The organism is Xylophilus ampelinus, from assembly GCF_003217575.1.
In the GTDB taxonomy this organism is placed as follows: Bacteria; Pseudomonadota; Gammaproteobacteria; order Burkholderiales; family Burkholderiaceae_C; genus Xylophilus; species Xylophilus ampelinus.
The window spans coordinates 15,840-31,743 of sequence record NZ_QJTC01000004.1; the positions used below are offsets into that span (position 1 = coordinate 15,840).

Annotated in this window: 14 protein-coding genes; 12 read left to right on the forward strand and 2 right to left on the reverse strand. The window is 68.6% G+C overall.

Going from position 1 to position 15,904, the window contains the following annotated elements:
* Nucleotides 1–19 precede the first annotated feature (19 nt).
* Nucleotides 20–382, reverse strand: coding sequence for a hypothetical protein (locus DFQ15_RS04190; RefSeq protein WP_110464774.1), 363 nt, complete (start codon nt 380–382; stop codon nt 20–22).
* Between the two features lie 514 nt (nt 383–896).
* Between DFQ15_RS04190 and DFQ15_RS04195 the strand changes: the two genes are divergently transcribed.
* The 7 genes from DFQ15_RS04195 to mdoH all read left to right on the forward strand — a co-directional run bounded on the left by DFQ15_RS04195 (nt 897) and on the right by mdoH (nt 9,370).
* Nucleotides 897–1,460 (forward strand): hypothetical protein, encoded by a 564-nt coding sequence (locus tag DFQ15_RS04195; protein WP_110464775.1) that lies wholly within the window; start codon nt 897–899, stop codon nt 1,458–1,460.
* A 58-nt stretch (nt 1,461–1,518) separates the two neighbouring features.
* Nucleotides 1,519–1,953, forward strand: a complete 435-nt coding sequence (locus DFQ15_RS04200) for a hypothetical protein (RefSeq protein ID WP_233504271.1) — start codon at nt 1,519–1,521, stop codon at nt 1,951–1,953.
* A 95-nt stretch (nt 1,954–2,048) separates the two neighbouring features.
* The gene (gene miaB, locus DFQ15_RS04205; protein WP_110464776.1) at nt 2,049–3,413 is read left to right on the forward strand and encodes a tRNA (N6-isopentenyl adenosine(37)-C2)-methylthiotransferase MiaB; all 1,365 of its coding nucleotides are present in this window, start codon (nt 2,049–2,051) and stop codon (nt 3,411–3,413) included.
* Complete coding sequence (locus tag DFQ15_RS04210) at nt 3,410–4,882, forward strand: sensor histidine kinase (RefSeq protein ID WP_110464777.1); 1,473 nt, start codon at nt 3,410–3,412, stop codon at nt 4,880–4,882. Before miaB ends, DFQ15_RS04210 begins: the two co-directional genes overlap by 4 nt.
* Nucleotides 4,872–5,606: a hypothetical protein gene (locus DFQ15_RS04215; RefSeq protein WP_146228643.1), complete on the forward strand. Its 735-nt coding sequence runs from the start codon at nt 4,872–4,874 to the stop codon at nt 5,604–5,606. Before DFQ15_RS04210 ends, DFQ15_RS04215 begins: the two co-directional genes overlap by 11 nt.
* 11 nt (nt 5,607–5,617) lie before the next feature.
* The gene (locus DFQ15_RS04220) at nt 5,618–7,036 is read left to right on the forward strand and encodes a sigma 54-interacting transcriptional regulator (protein WP_110464779.1); all 1,419 of its coding nucleotides are present in this window, start codon (nt 5,618–5,620) and stop codon (nt 7,034–7,036) included.
* A gap of 276 nt (nt 7,037–7,312) precedes the next feature.
* Nucleotides 7,313–9,370, forward strand: coding sequence for a glucans biosynthesis glucosyltransferase MdoH (gene mdoH / locus DFQ15_RS04225; protein WP_110464780.1), 2,058 nt, complete (start codon nt 7,313–7,315; stop codon nt 9,368–9,370).
* 135 nt (nt 9,371–9,505) lie between these two features.
* Here mdoH and ffh read toward each other — a convergent pair whose 3' ends face one another.
* Nucleotides 9,506–10,885 carry a signal recognition particle protein gene (gene ffh, locus DFQ15_RS04230; RefSeq protein ID WP_110464781.1) on the reverse strand — a complete coding sequence of 460 codons (1,380 nt, stop codon included), beginning with the start codon at nt 10,883–10,885 and terminating at the stop codon, nt 9,506–9,508.
* Nucleotides 10,886–11,018: 133 nt separating this feature from the next.
* Between ffh and DFQ15_RS04235 the strand changes: the two genes are divergently transcribed.
* From DFQ15_RS04235 to ampD, 5 genes are read left to right on the forward strand one after another with little or no spacing between them, the layout of a single operon-like run.
* Nucleotides 11,019–11,819 carry a cytochrome C assembly family protein gene (locus DFQ15_RS04235; RefSeq protein ID WP_110464782.1) on the forward strand — a complete coding sequence of 267 codons (801 nt, stop codon included), beginning with the start codon at nt 11,019–11,021 and terminating at the stop codon, nt 11,817–11,819.
* Nucleotides 11,816–12,055: a PP0621 family protein gene (locus tag DFQ15_RS04240; RefSeq protein ID WP_110464783.1), complete on the forward strand. Its 240-nt coding sequence runs from the start codon at nt 11,816–11,818 to the stop codon at nt 12,053–12,055. Before DFQ15_RS04235 ends, DFQ15_RS04240 begins: the two co-directional genes overlap by 4 nt.
* On the forward strand, nt 12,052–13,746 hold the full coding sequence (locus DFQ15_RS04245; RefSeq protein WP_233504272.1) for a sensor histidine kinase: 1,695 nt from the start codon (nt 12,052–12,054) through the stop codon (nt 13,744–13,746). Before DFQ15_RS04240 ends, DFQ15_RS04245 begins: the two co-directional genes overlap by 4 nt.
* Nucleotides 13,743–15,278, forward strand: coding sequence for a sigma-54-dependent transcriptional regulator (locus tag DFQ15_RS04250; RefSeq protein ID WP_110464784.1), 1,536 nt, complete (start codon nt 13,743–13,745; stop codon nt 15,276–15,278). Before DFQ15_RS04245 ends, DFQ15_RS04250 begins: the two co-directional genes overlap by 4 nt.
* Nucleotides 15,265–15,891 carry a 1,6-anhydro-N-acetylmuramyl-L-alanine amidase AmpD gene (gene ampD / locus DFQ15_RS04255; protein WP_110464785.1) on the forward strand — a complete coding sequence of 209 codons (627 nt, stop codon included), beginning with the start codon at nt 15,265–15,267 and terminating at the stop codon, nt 15,889–15,891. The genes DFQ15_RS04250 and ampD overlap by 14 nt, the downstream gene beginning before the upstream one ends.
* Nucleotides 15,892–15,904: the final 13 nt, after the last annotated feature.

Genomic DNA, 15,904 nt, shown 5'->3' on the forward strand with positions numbered 1-15,904 from the left:
GGCGTTGGCGTCAGGCCGATCAGTTGATGTTGACCGAGTTGACGTTGGCGGTGCCGCCGATCGCGTTGACGTTGTCCGCCACGTTGCCGCTGACGGTAATGTCGGAGTTTTTCACCGTCGAGCCGGTGATGTTCACGTTGTTGACGTTGGCCAGGCCCGCCATCGTCACCTCGCCGATCTTGAAGCTCAGGCCGCCGCCGCCGGCCGTCACGTTCTTGGCGTTGTTGTTCGCGACGGTGATGCGGCTGTCGGTCACGGTGGAGCCGATCGAGCCGTTGGCCTTGGCGACACCGGGAATGCTGATGGAGCCCGACTGGGCGAAAGCGGTGGACGAGACGAACGCCAGCGAGACGATACCGACGAGAGCAAATTTCTTATGCATGGGAACTCCTCAAGATTGACGAATGAAACCGGAAGGCCCGGCGGAGTGGGAGGGCTCCGTTTGTACATTCCATTTATGGCAGGCACTTGACGAATTTGTAATACAAACCCGGCAAAAAAACTTACAATTTCGCCACCAAATGCGACCCATTGCATACGCATCGTGCGCTGAAATCGTGGTGCGAGCTTTCGTCCGTTGGCATAAAGGACGGAACTTCTTCCGTCGTGTTGCACCTTTCCCCGGAGGACCCGCAGGAAGCTGAAGCCGGATGATGGCGGGCGGTACCACAAAGGTTTTGAAGGAAGGTGTCAATAGGACGACTGCGTAACTGCTGACAGAGATGTCGCACGTTTGGAACGTTTTTAGACCCATATTTACACCCTTATATATATTTTTCGGCGGTCTGAGTACCGGGTCGTGGTCCATTACGTCCATGCATCCATTCCCTGCCACTGCTTCCCGGCGCCCACGGCTCGTCTACCGGCCCGCAGCTCTTGTCGCCTGCACCCTCCTTTTGTTTCTCACGGCCTGCGACCGGCCCGGCGCCGGCCATTCAGCCGTCGGCTTCCCCGACGACGCGGCGATCGGTCAGGCACTGAAAGCGGATTTCGACGGCAATCCCGACAACGCGTCCGCCCGCGAACTCGTCGCCACGCTGGGCGGCGCAAAGGGCCGGCTCGACTACCGCGTCCAGCGCGTCGTCTACCGGCAGGGCGCCTTCGAAGCGCAGTACGACGTGTCGCTGCATCTCTCTCGGTCGGGCACCGACAGCCTGCAGCAGCTCTACGGCAACATGATTCCGAAGGACGTGCGAGAGAAGCTGTCCGAACAGACGCTGGCAGCCTACGAAACCTGGCTCGCCGGCCAGGCGGCCACGGACGACAAGTCCGATGCCGCACCTGCCGCCGCGCTGCGCCGTTCGCTGGCCACGCTGAACGAGTGCTACAAGTCCGCCAAGGCCGGCGACGACGTGCTGCTGATGCAGGGTCTGGCTGCGCTCATCTCTCCGGCCCGCGACGGCTGGTATGCGGAAAAGCTCGAATCTCCCCGGCTGCGGCTGCGCTGCCTGCCCCTGTGAGACCCTGGCGCCAGGCGGCGCCCGTTAGAATGGCGGCACCAGCCCCTGGACGCACACCATGACCCGCTGCGCACGCCGCCTGGGCGCCACGCCCGCTCCTCCGCTCCTGTCCTCCGCCCGCCGGCACGCCGCCGGCCTGGCGCTGCTCTGCTGCGCGTGGGGTGCGTGCTTTTCCCTGCAGGCACAGACCGCGGCGTCGATGGCGGCCGTGCGCAACTTCCCCGAGACGGCGATGCGCGGCCAGCTGCGCGTCACCTACCCGCCGGTGGTGCTGATGGACGGACGGCCGGATCGGCTTTCGGTGGGCGGCCTGATCCGCGACACCCAGGGCCGCGCGGTGCTGTCCGCCACGCTGGCCGAACAGGACCTCACCGTCAACTACCGGCGCGATGCGTTCGGCGAGATCGCCGAGGTCTGGCTGCTGACGCCCGAAGAGGCGGCACTGCGTCCGGGCAAGCAGCGTTCTTTGCTGGAATCCCTGTTCGGCTCTTGACCCGCAGCGCAAGCCCTCGCGCCGGATCGCGGCGACGCGGGCTGCGCCTTTTCCGCATCGCACGATCCCACGTCCGCCCCCGCCGGGCAAGTCCCATGAGCAAAAAAGTATTCATCAAGACCTTCGGCTGCCAGATGAACGAGTACGACTCCGACAAGATGGCCGACGTGCTGGGCGCGGCCCAGGGATACGAGCCCACGCAGGACATGGAAGAGGCCGACCTGATCCTGTTCAACACCTGCTCGGTACGCGAAAAGGCACAGGAAAAGGTTTTCAGCGACCTGGGCCGGGTCAAGCACCTGAAGACCCGGGGCGTGAAGATCGGCGTGGGGGGCTGCGTCGCCAGCCAGGAAGGCGCGGCGATCATCGCCCGCGCGCCCTATGTCGACGTGGTCTTCGGTCCGCAGACGCTGCACCGCCTGCCCGAGATGCTGGCCGCGCGTGACCAGCAGGACCGGCCGCAGGTCGACATCAGCTTTCCCGAGATCGAGAAGTTCGACCACCTGCCGCCGGCGAAGGTCGACGGCGCCACCGCCTTCGTCTCGATCATGGAGGGTTGCTCCAAATACTGCAGCTACTGCGTGGTGCCCTACACCCGGGGCGAGGAAGTCAGCCGCCCCTTCGACGACGTGCTGGTGGAGGTCGCCGGCTTGGCCGACCAGGGCGTGCGCGAAGTGACGCTGCTCGGCCAGAACGTGAACGCCTACCGGGGTGCGATGGCCGGCACGGCAGAAATCGCCGATTTCGCGATGCTGATCGAGTACGTGGCCGAGATCCCCGGCATCGAACGTATCCGCTACACCACCAGCCATCCCAACGAGTTCACGCCACGCCTGGTCCAGGCCTATGCCGAGGTGCCGAAGCTGGTCAGCCACCTGCACCTGCCGGTCCAGCACGGCAGCGACCGCATCCTGATGGCCATGAAGCGCGGCTACACCGCCATGGAATACAAAAGCACGGTGCGCAAGCTGCGCGCGATCCGCCCCGGCCTGGCGATGAGCAGCGACTTCATCGTCGGCTTTCCCGGCGAGACCGAGGACGACTTCCAGAAGATGATGAAGCTGATCCACGACGTGGGCTACGACACCTCGTTCAGCTTCATCTTCAGCCCCCGGCCCGGCACGCCGGCCGCCAACCTGCACGACGACACGCCGCACGAGGTCAAGCTGCGCAGGCTGCAGCAATTGCAGGCGGCGATCGACGACAACGTGCGGGCGATCAGCGCCAGCCGGGTCGGCACCGTCCAGCGCATCCTGGTCGAAGGCCCGTCGCGCAAGTCGTCGGCCTCAGCGCCCGAGCTGATGGGCCGCACGGAGTGCAACCGTGTCGTCAACTTCGCGGGCCCGGCGCGGCTGGTGGGGCAGATGGTAGATTTGCGGATCACCGAGGCGCAGGGCTATTCGCTGCGCGGCGCGGTTGCGCCGCGGGAAGACGTGTCCCTGCCGGCGTTGGCAGCATGAGTGCCACCGCACCGCCCGTGGCACTGCCGGTGGCGTCCGGCAGCACGCGGCGACGGCCGGTCCGCGGATCGTTCCAGCAGCTGCTGCTGGTCGGCTTTCTGCTGATCGCCGCGCTGCTCGGCGGCATCTCGCTGCGCGCGGTCTTCACCTTCGACGGGTTGATGGCGCAGAGCCGCGGCTTCTCGGCCCGCGCGCTGCAGCTCAACGCGATCGTGCAAGACCTAGCCAACCGCAGCGCCACGATGGAGCGCGCCGGTCGCCAGTCGCTGATCCTGAACGACGCGATGCTGCGCAAGCGCTTCGACGAGGCGGCGCTCGATGGCACCGAGTTGCTCGCGCAGCTGGAGCCGGGCGACGTCCCGGCCGATGTGGCCAAGCGCTGGCGCGCCCAGCTGGCCACCATCACCGGCCTGTTCGCAGGCCCGTCCGAGACCGCGCTCGACCGCGAGCGGTCGATGTCGTCGGAATTCCGAGAGCTCGAATCGGTCAACGCTTTGGTGGCGCAGGAGGTGCAGCGCGCGATCGAGGGCCGCAACACCGCGCTCACCGAACAACTCGACACCAGCCGCGCCCGGCTCACCCGCATGGTGGTGGGGGCAATCGGCCTGGCGGTGTTGCTGGCGGTGGCCTTCGGCCTGTGGCTGGCGCGGCCGTTCAAGCGGCTGGAGCGGGCGATCGTCCGCCTGGGCGAGAACGAGCTGGAAGAGCCGATCGACATCCGCGGCCCCGCCGATGTGCGCCGCGTGGGACAGCAGCTCGAATGGCTGCGGCTGAGGCTTACCGAGCTGGATGCCGACAAGGCCCGCTTCCTGCGCCACATCTCGCACGAACTGAAGACGCCGCTGGCCGCGCTGCGCGAGGGCGTGGCCCTGCTCGAGGACGGCGTGGCCGGCCCGCTGACCGACAACCAGCGCGAGGTGGCGCGCATCCTGCAGCAGAACACCGTCGTGCTGCAAAGCCAGATCGAGGCGTTGCTGCGATTCAACGCAGCCGCCTTCGAGGCGCGCCAGCTGCAGCGCCAAAAGACCGACCTGCTGCAGTTGCTGGAGGACCAGGTCGATGCACAGCGGCTGCAGTGGCAGGCGCACGCGCTGGCGGTGAAGGTCGAGGGCACGCCGGTGTCGGCCCAGGTCGACGCCGGCAAGCTGGCGACGGTGGTGGCCAACCTGCTGTCGAACGCGATCCGCTTCTCGCCCCGCAACGGCATTATCGTGCTGCGCCTGGCGCGCCTGGGCAACGGCGTGACGATCGAGGTCAAGGACCAGGGCCCAGGCGTGGCCGAGGACGACCGCCCCCGGATCTTCGAACCCTTCTACCGCGGGCAGCGCCAGCCCGCCGATGCCGCACGCGGCAACGGCATCGGCCTGTCGATCGTGCAGGAGTACATCGCTGCGCACGGCGGCCACATCGAACTCATGGCCGGCACCACCGGCGCCCATTTCCGCATCGATCTGCCACATGTCATCTAGCCGTACCCTGCCCTACCGCTTTCGATTCGCCGGCGCACTAGGCGCCGTGGCACTGGCGGCCGGCTGCGCCACCCCGGCGCCGGCGCCGGCCCCCGCCGCGCCGCCCGCACCGCCTCCTTCGGCCGCCGCCGCGGCCAATATCGCCGCCGATGTCGACGACGTGGTCGTCGTGCCGCCGGTGACCGGCGCCAAGCCGCCGGTGCCGCCCCGCAGCGACGCCACTGCGGCGGCGCAGGAAGCTGCGCCGGTGCCGCCGCCCGAGGGGAACGTGGCCCTGCTCGCCTATGCCGACCGGATCCGCACCATGTCGCCGGCCGAGCTGTCGCAGGAGACCGCCCGGCTGGGCGATACCTCCAGCGACGCGCAGCGCACGCCGTTCCAGGACCTGCAGCTGGCGGTGGCCCTGGCACAGACCCGCAGCCCGCAGGACACGATGCGCGCCCAGACGCTGCTGCAGCGCCTGCTGAACAACCAGAGCGAAGCCGCGCGCCGGCTGCACCCGCTGGTCCGCCTGCTCACCTCGCGCTACGGCGACCAGCGTCGGCTGGAGGACATGGTCGAGCGCCAGTCCCAACAGCTGCGCGACAACCAGCGCCGCATCGACCAGCTGAGCGAACGGCTGGAGGCGGTGCGCGCCATCGAGCGCAGCCTGACCCGCTCCGGCGCCAATGGCGCGGCGACCGCCAACCCGCCCCCCGCTCCGGCGGCCAAGCCGAACCCCTAGGAGCCGATCCGATGAGCGCCTCCGCTCCCTCACCGGCCACCCACGCCCCCAGCCTGCTGGTGGTGGACGACGATGCCGACATGCTGCGGCTCCTGTCGATGCGGCTGACCGCGGCGGGCTACCGGGTCACGGCAGTCAGCTCGGCCGAGTCGGCGCTGACCCAACTCGACATCGCCCATCCGCAGCTGGTGCTGTCCGACGTGCGGCTGCCGGGCAAGGACGGCCTGGCGCTGTTCGACATCGTCCGCGCGCGACATCCGTCGCTGCCGGTGATCCTGCTGACGGCCCACGGCACCATCCCCGACGCGGTGGAGGCCACCACTCGCGGCGTGTTCACCTACCTGACCAAGCCGTTCGACGGCAAGGAACTGCTCGACAAGATCTCGCAAGCCCTGGCATTGAGCGCTCCTACCGTCAGCGAGATCCATGCCGACGAATCCTGGCGCTCGGAGATCGTCAGCCGGTCCAGCCGCATGGCCGAGGTGTTGGCCGAGGCCCGGATGATCGCCCAGTCGGACGCGTCGGTATTGCTGCGCGGCGACAGCGGCGCCGGCAAGGAAATGCTGGCCCGCGCGATCCACCGCGCCAGCCCCCGGGCCCGGAAACCCTTCGTCGCGGTCAACTGCGGCGCGATTCCCGAGGCGCTGCTGGAGTCGGAGCTGTTCGGCCATGTCAAGGGCGCGTTCACCGACGCCAGCGCCAACCACAAGGGCCTGTTCCAGGCGGCCGAGGGCGGCACGCTGCTGCTCGACGAAATCGGCGACATGCCGCCGGCCTTGCAGGTCAAGCTGCTGCGGGTGCTGCAGGAGCGGGCGGTACGGCCGGTCGGCTCCAGCCAGTCGATTCCGGTCGATGTGCGGATCATCTCCGCGACCCACCGCGATCTCGACGCGGCGATGCAGACCGGTCAGTTTAGGGAAGACCTGTACTACCGGCTGAACGTGGTGACGCTTACCCTGCCGACGCTGGGCGACCGGCGGGAAGACATTCCGCTCCTGGCCAACCACTTCCTGCTGAAGCTGGCCGGCAAGTACGGCAAGCGTCTGTCGGGCTTCGCGCCCGAAGCCCTCAAAGCCCTCACCACCGCGGCCTGGCCGGGCAACGTGCGACAGCTCTTCAACGTGGTGGAGCAGGTGTGTGCGCTTTCCACGACCCCGCTGGTGCCCCTGGCGCTGGTCCAGCGCGCGCTCCGCACACCCTCGATCGAAGTGCTGAACTACGCCGACGCCAAGCAGAAGTTCGAGCGCGACTACCTGGTGGGACTGTTGAAGCTCACCGACGGCAACGTGGCCGACGCGTCGCGCCTGGCCGACCGCAACCGGACCGAGTTCTACCGGTTGCTGCAGAAGCACGCGCTGACGCCAGGGCAGTTCAAAGGCGACGGTGTCGCTGTTTCCACAGACGGTGTCGCAGAAGGACGACAAGGCTAAGCTGTTGATTCATAAGGCTTCACCTAGGCAAAGCTGCTGCGCTGTCGCCACATGGCGACAAAAACGGATGTTTTTTGAGGGTTAACGCTGAAAACTCTCAAAACTTTTCGAGAAATACGTCTTAAGTCTTTGATATTAAATGATTTATTCATGGTGGCACAGGGATTGCACTGCATAGCGCATGTGCAGCCCCGCCGCCTCTCGTGTTGACCGTCCTGCCGATGGCTCCGGGTTCGCTGCTTCCTGATGTTTAGGGACCGACCAGTGAGTGACACCATGAATCCTCTTCGACCCGTTGCCAGCCCGCGCGTCGCGTTGCCTACCCCGGCAGCCACGGCCGCGATCCCTGTCGTGTCTTTCCGCAGCGACCTGCGCGAAGAGCGCCACCCCAATTCCGTGACCGCCCCCCCGGTCAACCGCGGCTCGATGCCCGCGAAGCCATGGCGCGGCTTCTGGAACAGCCTCGGCACTTCCACCCTGATGGCGCTCACCGGCCGTTCGCACGAAGTGCAAACCCCGCTGGAAGCCGAGCAGATGGCGCCCGAAGCCTGGCAGCGTGCCGCGTCGCGCCGCCGTGCCGTGTTCCTGCTGATCACGCTGATCACCACCGCCATCGCCACCACGCTGTTCGCTGGCATCCAGCCGGTGTACGACAGCGCCGTACTGCAATACGGCCAGATCGCACTGTTCGCCCTGCTGTCGGCCTGGGTCGTCACCGGCTTCACCACCGCGCTGATGGGCTTCTGGGTCAGCCTGCGCGGCGACAAGCACACCATCTCCGCCAAGGAGGTGCGCGACCATGCGATGAACGCAGATGCCCGCACCGCGATCATCATGCCGATCTGCAACGAGGACGTCGCCACCGTGTTCGCCGGACTGCGCGCCACCTGCGAATCGGTCGCCGCCACCGGCAACGCCAAGGTGTTCGACGTGTTCGTGCTGTCCGACAGCTACGACCCGGCCATCGCCAAGGCCGAACGGGCCGCCTGGGAAGACCTGCGCGCCGCGCTGGCCGCCAACCCCGACCAGCCGCAGATCGAGGTGTACTACCGCCTGCGCACCCGCCGCACCCACCGCAAGGCCGGCAACGTGGCCGACTTCTGCCGCCGCTGGGGCAAGGACTATCGCTACATGGTAGTGCTCGATGCCGACAGCGTGATGAGCGGCGACTGTCTCTCCACCATGGTCAAACTGATGGAAGCCCACCCCAAGGCCGGCATCATCCAGACCGCCACTCAGTCGATCGGCCACGTCACCCTGCACGCCCGTTCGCAGCAGTTCGCCTCCCGCATGACCGGCCGCCTGTTCACCCTGGGCATGCAGTTCTGGCAACTGGGCGAGTCCCATTACTGGGGCCACAACGCCATCATCCGCGTCGAGCCCTTCATGCAGCATTGCGCACTCGCCCCGATCGAAGGCAAGGGCGGTATGTCCGGCGGCATCATGTCGCACGACTTCGTCGAGGCCGCGCTTATGCGCCGTGCCGGCTTCCAGGTCTGGCTGGTGTCCGACCTGGTCGGCAGCTACGAGCAGCAACCTCCCGACCTGCTGTCGGAACTGCAGCGCGATCGCCGCTGGTGCCAGGGCAACCTGCAGAACGCCCGCCTGATGGCAGAGCCCGGCCTGCACAGCGTGCACCGCGCCATGTTCGTCACCGGCGCCCTGTCCTATGTGTCGGCTCCCTTGTGGTTGGCCTTCATGACCCTGGGGACCGCTCTGTGGCTGTCGGGCAGCAAGATCGCCACGACCAACTGGGACGTGCTGCCGGCCGAACTGATGGGCCTCTGGGCCTTCACGATCAGCGTATTGTTCCTGCCGCGCATCCTGGGCATCGTCGCCGTGCTGATAAAGGGCGAACAACGCATGTTCGGCGGCACCTTCGCGCTGCTGAAGAGCTCTGCCCTCGAAAGCGTGCTGGCCCTGCTGCAGTCGCCGGTCCGCATGCTGGCCCACTCGCTGTTCGTGCTGGTCGCCATCACCGGCATGAAGCTGGACTGGAAGTCGCCTCCCCGTGAAGCGCTGGCGCTGTCCTGGAAGGGTGCCGCCGCTACGCTCGCACCGATGTCCCTGGTGGTCGCCGTGCTGGCCGTCGGCATCGCGATGATCGACCCGAGCGCCCTGGTCTGGCTGGTGCCGGTCGGCCTGCCATTGCTGCTGGCGATCCCGGTCAGCGTCTGGACCAGCCACATCGAGCTGGGTACAGCGATGCGCAGCCGGGCCTTCCTGCTGATCCCCGAAGAGCGCTGGTCGCCTTCTGTGCTGCGCCGTGCCCGCCTGCATGCCAACCGCCTGTCGCGCCCACGGCTGGCGACGCCCCTGGCGGCTGCCGCCTAAGACCGAGCGATGCCCCTGCCGGGGCCGCCCACGAAAAAGCCGACTTGCGAGTCGGCTTTTTCTTTTGCTATCTATTCAGTAGCTAGAAGCCGGCGCCATTCGCCGGCTACAGGCCTTTTTCATATGTGAAACGCCTCAGAACGGCAACTTGGGCATGCCACCGCCGCCCATGCCCTTCATGCCGCCCATGCGCTTCATCATCTTCATCAGGCCGCCGCCTTTCATCTTCTTCATCATGGTCTGCATCTGCTCGAACTCGTTGAGCAGGCGGTTGACTTCCTGCACCTGCACGCCCGCGCCGGCGGCGATGCGGCGCTTGCGGGTGGCCTTGATCAGCTCGGGCTTGCGGCGCTCCAGCGTGGTCATGCTCTGGATGATGCCTTCCTTGCGGCGCACGTCGCGCTCGGCCTTGTCCATGTCGACCTGACCGGCCTTGGCCGACAGCTGGGCCGGCAACTTGTCCATCAGGCTGGAGAGGCCGCCCATCTGCTTCATCTGCTGCAGCTGGCCCAGAAAGTCGTTGAGGTCGAAGCCTTCGCCGCTCTTCACCTTGGCGGCCAGCTTCTGGGCCGCTTCCACGTCGACGCCGGCAGTCACCTGCTCTACCAGGGCCACGATGTCGCCCATGCCCAGGATGCGGCCGGCGTGGCGTTCGGCGTCGAACACTTCCAGCCCGTCGATCTTCTCGGACACGCCGGCGAACTTGATCGGCGCGCCGGTGATCTGCCGCACCGACAGCGCCGCGCCGCCGCGCGAATCGCCGTCGAGCTTGGTCAGCACGATGCCGGTCAACGGCAACGCTTCCTTGAAAGCCTTGGCGGTGTTGATCGCGTCCTGGCCCTGCATCGCATCCACCACGAACAGCGTCTCGGTGGGCTTCAAGAAGGCGTGCAGCTCGCGGATCTCGTTCATCAGCGCTTCGTCGATCGCCAGCCGGCCGGCGGTATCGACCAGCAGCACGTCGAAGTAGTGGCGCTTGGCATGGTCGAGCGCGGCCTGCGCGATCGCCAGCGGCTTCTGGTCGGGCGTGCTGGGGAACCATTCGGCGCCGGCCTGCCGGGTCACGGCCTTCAACTGCTCGATGGCGGCGGGGCGGTACACGTCGCCGGAGACGGTCAGCACCTTTTTCTTGCGCTTCTCGATCAGGTGCTTGGCCAGCTTGGCGGTGGTGGTGGTCTTGCCCGCGCCTTGCAGGCCGGCCATCAGGATCACCACCGGCGGCTGGGCCGCCAGGTTGATGTCGGCGATCCCCTGGCCCATGGTGGCGGCCAGCTCGCGGTTGACGATACCGACCAGCGCCTGGCCGGGCTTGAGCGAGCCCAGCACTTCCTGGCCGAGCGCCTTCTCTTTCACCCGGGCGATGAAGTCGCGCACCACCGGCAGGGCCACGTCGGCCTCCAGCAGCGCCATGCGCACCTCGCGCAGCATGTCCTGCACATTGGATTCGGTGATGCGGGCCTGGCCGCGCATCTCCTTGACGAGCCGTGTGAGTTTGTCGGTAAGTGCGGATGCCATGGTCGGAATGGAGGAGGGAGGAAAGGGCGGGGACGGGGCCGGACGACGGGCGGTCGCAGGGTGTGAAGAAAGCGCCCGGCAGTGTGCGCCACCGGCGCTGGCAGAGGGCGGGAACGCCACTAAACTCGTCGGCATGATTTTACCCAGCGCGTCCCCGGCCAGCCTCGTGCTGTGTGTTGCTGCCGCCCTCGCCTACGCGCTGCCCGCCCTGTTCGCCGCGCGGCTGGCCCCGCGCGTGAGCCGCGCGGCACTGGCCGCCGCCTGGGGGCTGCACGGTGCCGCACTCTGCTCGGCTCTGGTCTTCACGCCGCCGCACTTCGGCTTCGCGCCGGCGCTTTCGATCACCGCATGGTTCGTGCTCACCGTCTATGCGGTCGAGAGCCGGCTCTATCCGCGGCTGCGGGCGCGCTGGGCGCTGTGCGGCCTGGGCGCGGTGGCGGTGCTGCTGGCACTGGCCTTTCCCGGCACCGCACTGCATGCGCGGAACTCGCCCTGGCTGCCCCTGCACCTGGCGCTGGGCGTCGCCTCGTACGGACTCTTCGCCGCGGCGCTGGTCCATGCCTGGCTGATGACCCGGGCCGAGAAGCAGATGCGCCTGGCGGCCGACCCGCAGAGCGGCATGCCGCTGCTGATGCTGGAGCGGCTGACGTTCCGCTTCGTCAACGCAGGCTTCGTGCTGTTGACCGCCACCCTCGCGGCCGGGCTGCTGTTCGGCGAAACGCTCTACGGCCGCGCCTGGCGCTGGGACCACAAGGCGGTGTTCTCGGTATTGTCGTGGCTCACCTTCCTGGTGCTGCTGCTGGGCCGGGCGCGCTTCGGCTGGCGCGGGCGCAACGCGCTGCGCTGGCTCTACATCGGCTCGACCCTGCTGCTGCTGGCCTACGTGGGCTCGCGCTTCGTGCTCGAGGTCGTCCTGCACCGCGCACCGGCATGAAGCTGCTCGTCGTCCTGGTCGCGGTCGCCCTGTTCGTCTGGCTGTGGCGAAGCGGCCGCCGTGCACCGCCGGCCACCCCGCCGCCTGCTTCCCGCCCGCCGCTGCCCGAGGCGATGGTGCGGTGCGAGCACTGCGGCCTGCACCTGCCGCGCGGCGATGCACTGGTCTCCCGCGACGGCACCTTCTGCGGGCCCGCGCACCAGCGGCTGGGCCGCAACCCCGACGCCGCGCCATGACGATGCGGTTCGGCTTCGCCGGCCGCTGGCTCGCAGCGCCGCCCACCGGCCTGCTGCGCATCTGGGACGGTTTCGCCACCGCGCGGGTGGTGGTCGCGGCGGCCCTGCTGTTGCTGCAGGCCCTGATCCAGGCGATGGGCCAGCAGCACGGCGCGGCCTTCGTGGCTGTCTGCTTCGCCTACCTGGCCGCGACGTTCACGGTGCGCATCTGCCTGCGGCCGCGCCGGGCCGACGCCACGCTGGGCCCGCTCTGGTTGCCTACCATCGGCGTGGACCTGCTCGCCTATTCGGCGATGCAGGTGCTGCAGTCGGGCGGCATGAACTACACGCCGCTGCTCGGCCTGCCGGTGCTGATGGCCTCGGTGCTGGGCACCCGGCGCATGGCGCTGGGCACTGCCGCCGGCGTGACGCTGCTGCTGCTGGCCGACGCCACCCTGCTCTGGCCCGACGCCACCGGATTCTCGACGCCGCGGCTGCTGCAGGCGGGGCTCACCGGGCTCGGCTACTTCGTGATCGCGGTGCTGGTGCAGCCGCTGGTCACGCGCCTGGGCCGCGAGGAGGCCATCGCCCGCAGCAGCCAGCGGGCGGCGGCGCTGCAGGCCCAGGTCAACGAGCTGGTGATCGAGACCCTGACCGACGGCGTGCTGGTAGTCGATGCGAACGGCATGGTGCGCGCGGCCAATCCGTCGGCACGGGTGCTGCTGGACGCAGGCACCCACACGCCACCGTTCTCGCTCGCCGACCAGCCCGCCTGGGAGCCGCTGGCCGAGCTGGCCCGCCGCACCGTGGGCGACGGCGGCCGGCAGATGACCGACGTGGCCCTGGTGCATCCGGGCCACGGTCCGCGGCGGCTGCATGTGCGCACCCGGCTCACGCCGCTGCGCGAACACCCTTCGGAAACGCTCTGCGTGATGTTCCTGCAGGATCTGCGCGAGACCGAGGCCCGGCTGCGCACCGAGAAGCTCGCCGCGATGGGCCGCATGTCGGCCGCGGTGGCGCACGAGATCCGCAACCCACTGGCGGCCATCGTGCAGGCCAATGCGCTGCTCGACGAGGACCTGCACGATCCGGCCCAGCGGCAGCTCTCGGCCCTGGTGCGGCAGAACGCCCAGCGCCTGGCCAAGATCGCCGAGGAGGTGCTGGACGTCTCGCGTGTCCAACGTCAACTCGATTTCGACGGCACGCCCACGATCCCGCTCGACGAGACCGTCGGCTCGGTCTGCACCGACTGGCACGGCCATGCCGGCCAGGGCTGCGGCCTGCAGGTCGCGACAGAGGCGGGCGCCGGCGTACGGGTGGATTTCGACCCCGACCACCTGCGCCGGGTGCTGGTCAACCTGCTGGACAATGCACTGCGCTACATCGGCCCCGACCGAGACGCGCTGCAAGTGCGCACCTGGGTGGCGGCGGGCGGACAGACGCTGCTGGAGGTCTGGAGCGACGGCGCGCCGCTGGAGCAGATGGTCGAGCAGAGGCTGTTCGAGCCCTTCTTCTCGTCGGAGAGCCGCTCCAGCGGCCTGGGCCTCTACATCTGCCGGGAACTGTGCGAGCGCCACGGTGCCGGCATCGGCTACCGCCGGGTGGAGCGGGCGACCGCGCTGGGTCCGGTGGAAGGCAATGCCTTCACCGTGGCCTTCCGGACGCCGCACGACGCGGCGGCCGACTCGCCCTTTGACACAATAGTCGTGTGAGCACCTCTTCCCGTACCTCCGCCTCAGACGGCGCCATCCTCGTCATCGACGACGAACCCGATCTGCGAACCCTCTACGAGCTGACGCTGTTGCGGGAGGGCTACCGGGTCGAGGCCGCCGACAGCGTGCTCCAGGCGCGCGAACAACTCCAGGCCCGCCGCTTCGACGCGATCATCTGCGACATGCGCCTGCCCGACGGCTCCGGCCTGGAGGTGCTGCACCTGCTGCGCTCGCTGCAGCGGCCCGAGCGCTGCATCGTCATCACCGCTTACGGCTCGGCCGAGAACGCGGTCGAGGCGCTGAAGGCCGGCGCCTTCGACTACCTCACCAAGCCGGTCGACCTGAAGCAGTTCCGCGCCGTCGTGGCCGCCGCGCTGCAGGCGACGCGCGGCAGCCGCAACGATGCGGCGCTTCCCGCCGCTACCGCGGCCGGCGGCGCGGCGGCGCTGCGCGAGGGCACCGCCGACGCGACCGGCTCCGCGGCGGCGCTGGCCCGGCTGGTGGGCAGTTCGCCGGCCATGGCGGGCGTCAAGCAGCGGGTGGTGAAGGTGGCGCGCAGCATGGCGCCGGTTCTGGTGCGAGGCGAATCGGGCACCGGCAAGGAGCTGATCTCGCAGGCGCTGCATGCCTGCAGCCACCGGGCCGACGGCCCGTTCGTCGCCGTCAATTGCGGCGCGATTCCCGAGAACCTGCTCGAGGCCGAATTCTTCGGAGCTCGCAAGGGTTCCTACACCGGCTCGCTGCAGGACCGCGACGGCTATTTTCAGGCGGCGCACGGCGGCACTCTGTTCCTCGACGAAATCGGCGACCTGCCGCTCGCGATGCAATCCAAGCTGCTGCGCGCGATCCAGGAGCGCAGCGTGCGCCCCATCGGCGCAACGCAGGAAGAGCCGGTCGATGTGCGCATTGTCAGCGCCACCCACCGCGACCTGTCGACCGACGTGCGGGACGGCCGCTTCCGCCAAGACCTGTTCTACCGGCTCAACGTGATCGAGATCGCGATCCCGCCGCTGCGCGAGCGGCGCGAAGACCTGCCCGCCCTCTGCGCCGCGCTGCTGTCGCGCATTGCCCAGGAATCCGGTCTGCCGGTGCCCGCACTGTCGCCGGCCGCACTGGCCCAGCTGCAGCGCCACCCGCTGGCCGGCAACGTACGCGAACTGGAGAACCTGCTGCACCGCGCCGTGGCGCTGAGCGACGGCGACACGCTGCAGATAGACGCGGAGCACGGCGCGCCCGGGATGCAGCAGCCAGCCGCCCCGCCCGAGCCGGTGCCGGTGGTCGTGGCCGACGGCGGCCCCGCCGAGCCGCCGCCCCTGCCGCACGATCTGCAGGCCTACCTCGACGCCCGGGAACGCGAGATCCTGGTCCGCGCCCTGCACCAGACCGGTTTCAACCGTACCGCCACCGCCGCCAACCTTGGCATCAGCCTGCGCCAGATCCGCTACCGTATCGCCCGGCTCAGCATCGCGACGCCGCAGGGCAGCCACGAGCCTGCCGACGAGGACGCCGGCCTGGACGATGCCTCCCGCTGACGCCGGGGCCGGCGCGCCCGGTCCGTGGGACGGCGGCTGGTACCGGCCCGCGCGGCGGTTCGCGTCGCCTAACTTCGGCCTCCGGCCCGCGGGCGCGGTCGTCGACCTGGCCGTGGTGCACTCGATCAGCCTGCCGCCCGGTGTGTACGGCGGCGACGAGGTCTTCGCCCTGTTCGGCAACACGCTCGACTGCGACGCCCATCCCTACTTCGACCGGCTGCGCGGCGTCGAGGTCTCCGCCCACTTCTATATCCGCCGCGACGGCGCTCTGTGGCAGTTCGTCGACTGCGATGCCCGCGCCTGGCACGCCGGCCGCTCGGCCTGGCGGGGGCGCGACAACTGCAACGACGACTCGGTCGGCATCGAGCTGGAGGGCCTGGAGGGCGACCGGTTCGAGCCGGCACAGTACACCGCACTGGCCGCACTCTGCGCCGGCCTGCGGGAGCGCTACCCGGTCCGCTACATCGCCGGGCATTGCGACATCGCGCCGGGGCGCAAGCACGATCCCGGGCCGGGGTTCGATTGGCAGCAGCTCAATGCCCTGTTGCCCCCGGCGTCTTTGGCACTGCCGCTGCCGGTCGTCGCCCAATCCATAAAAAATGCAAACGATTGAGGCCGGCCATCCG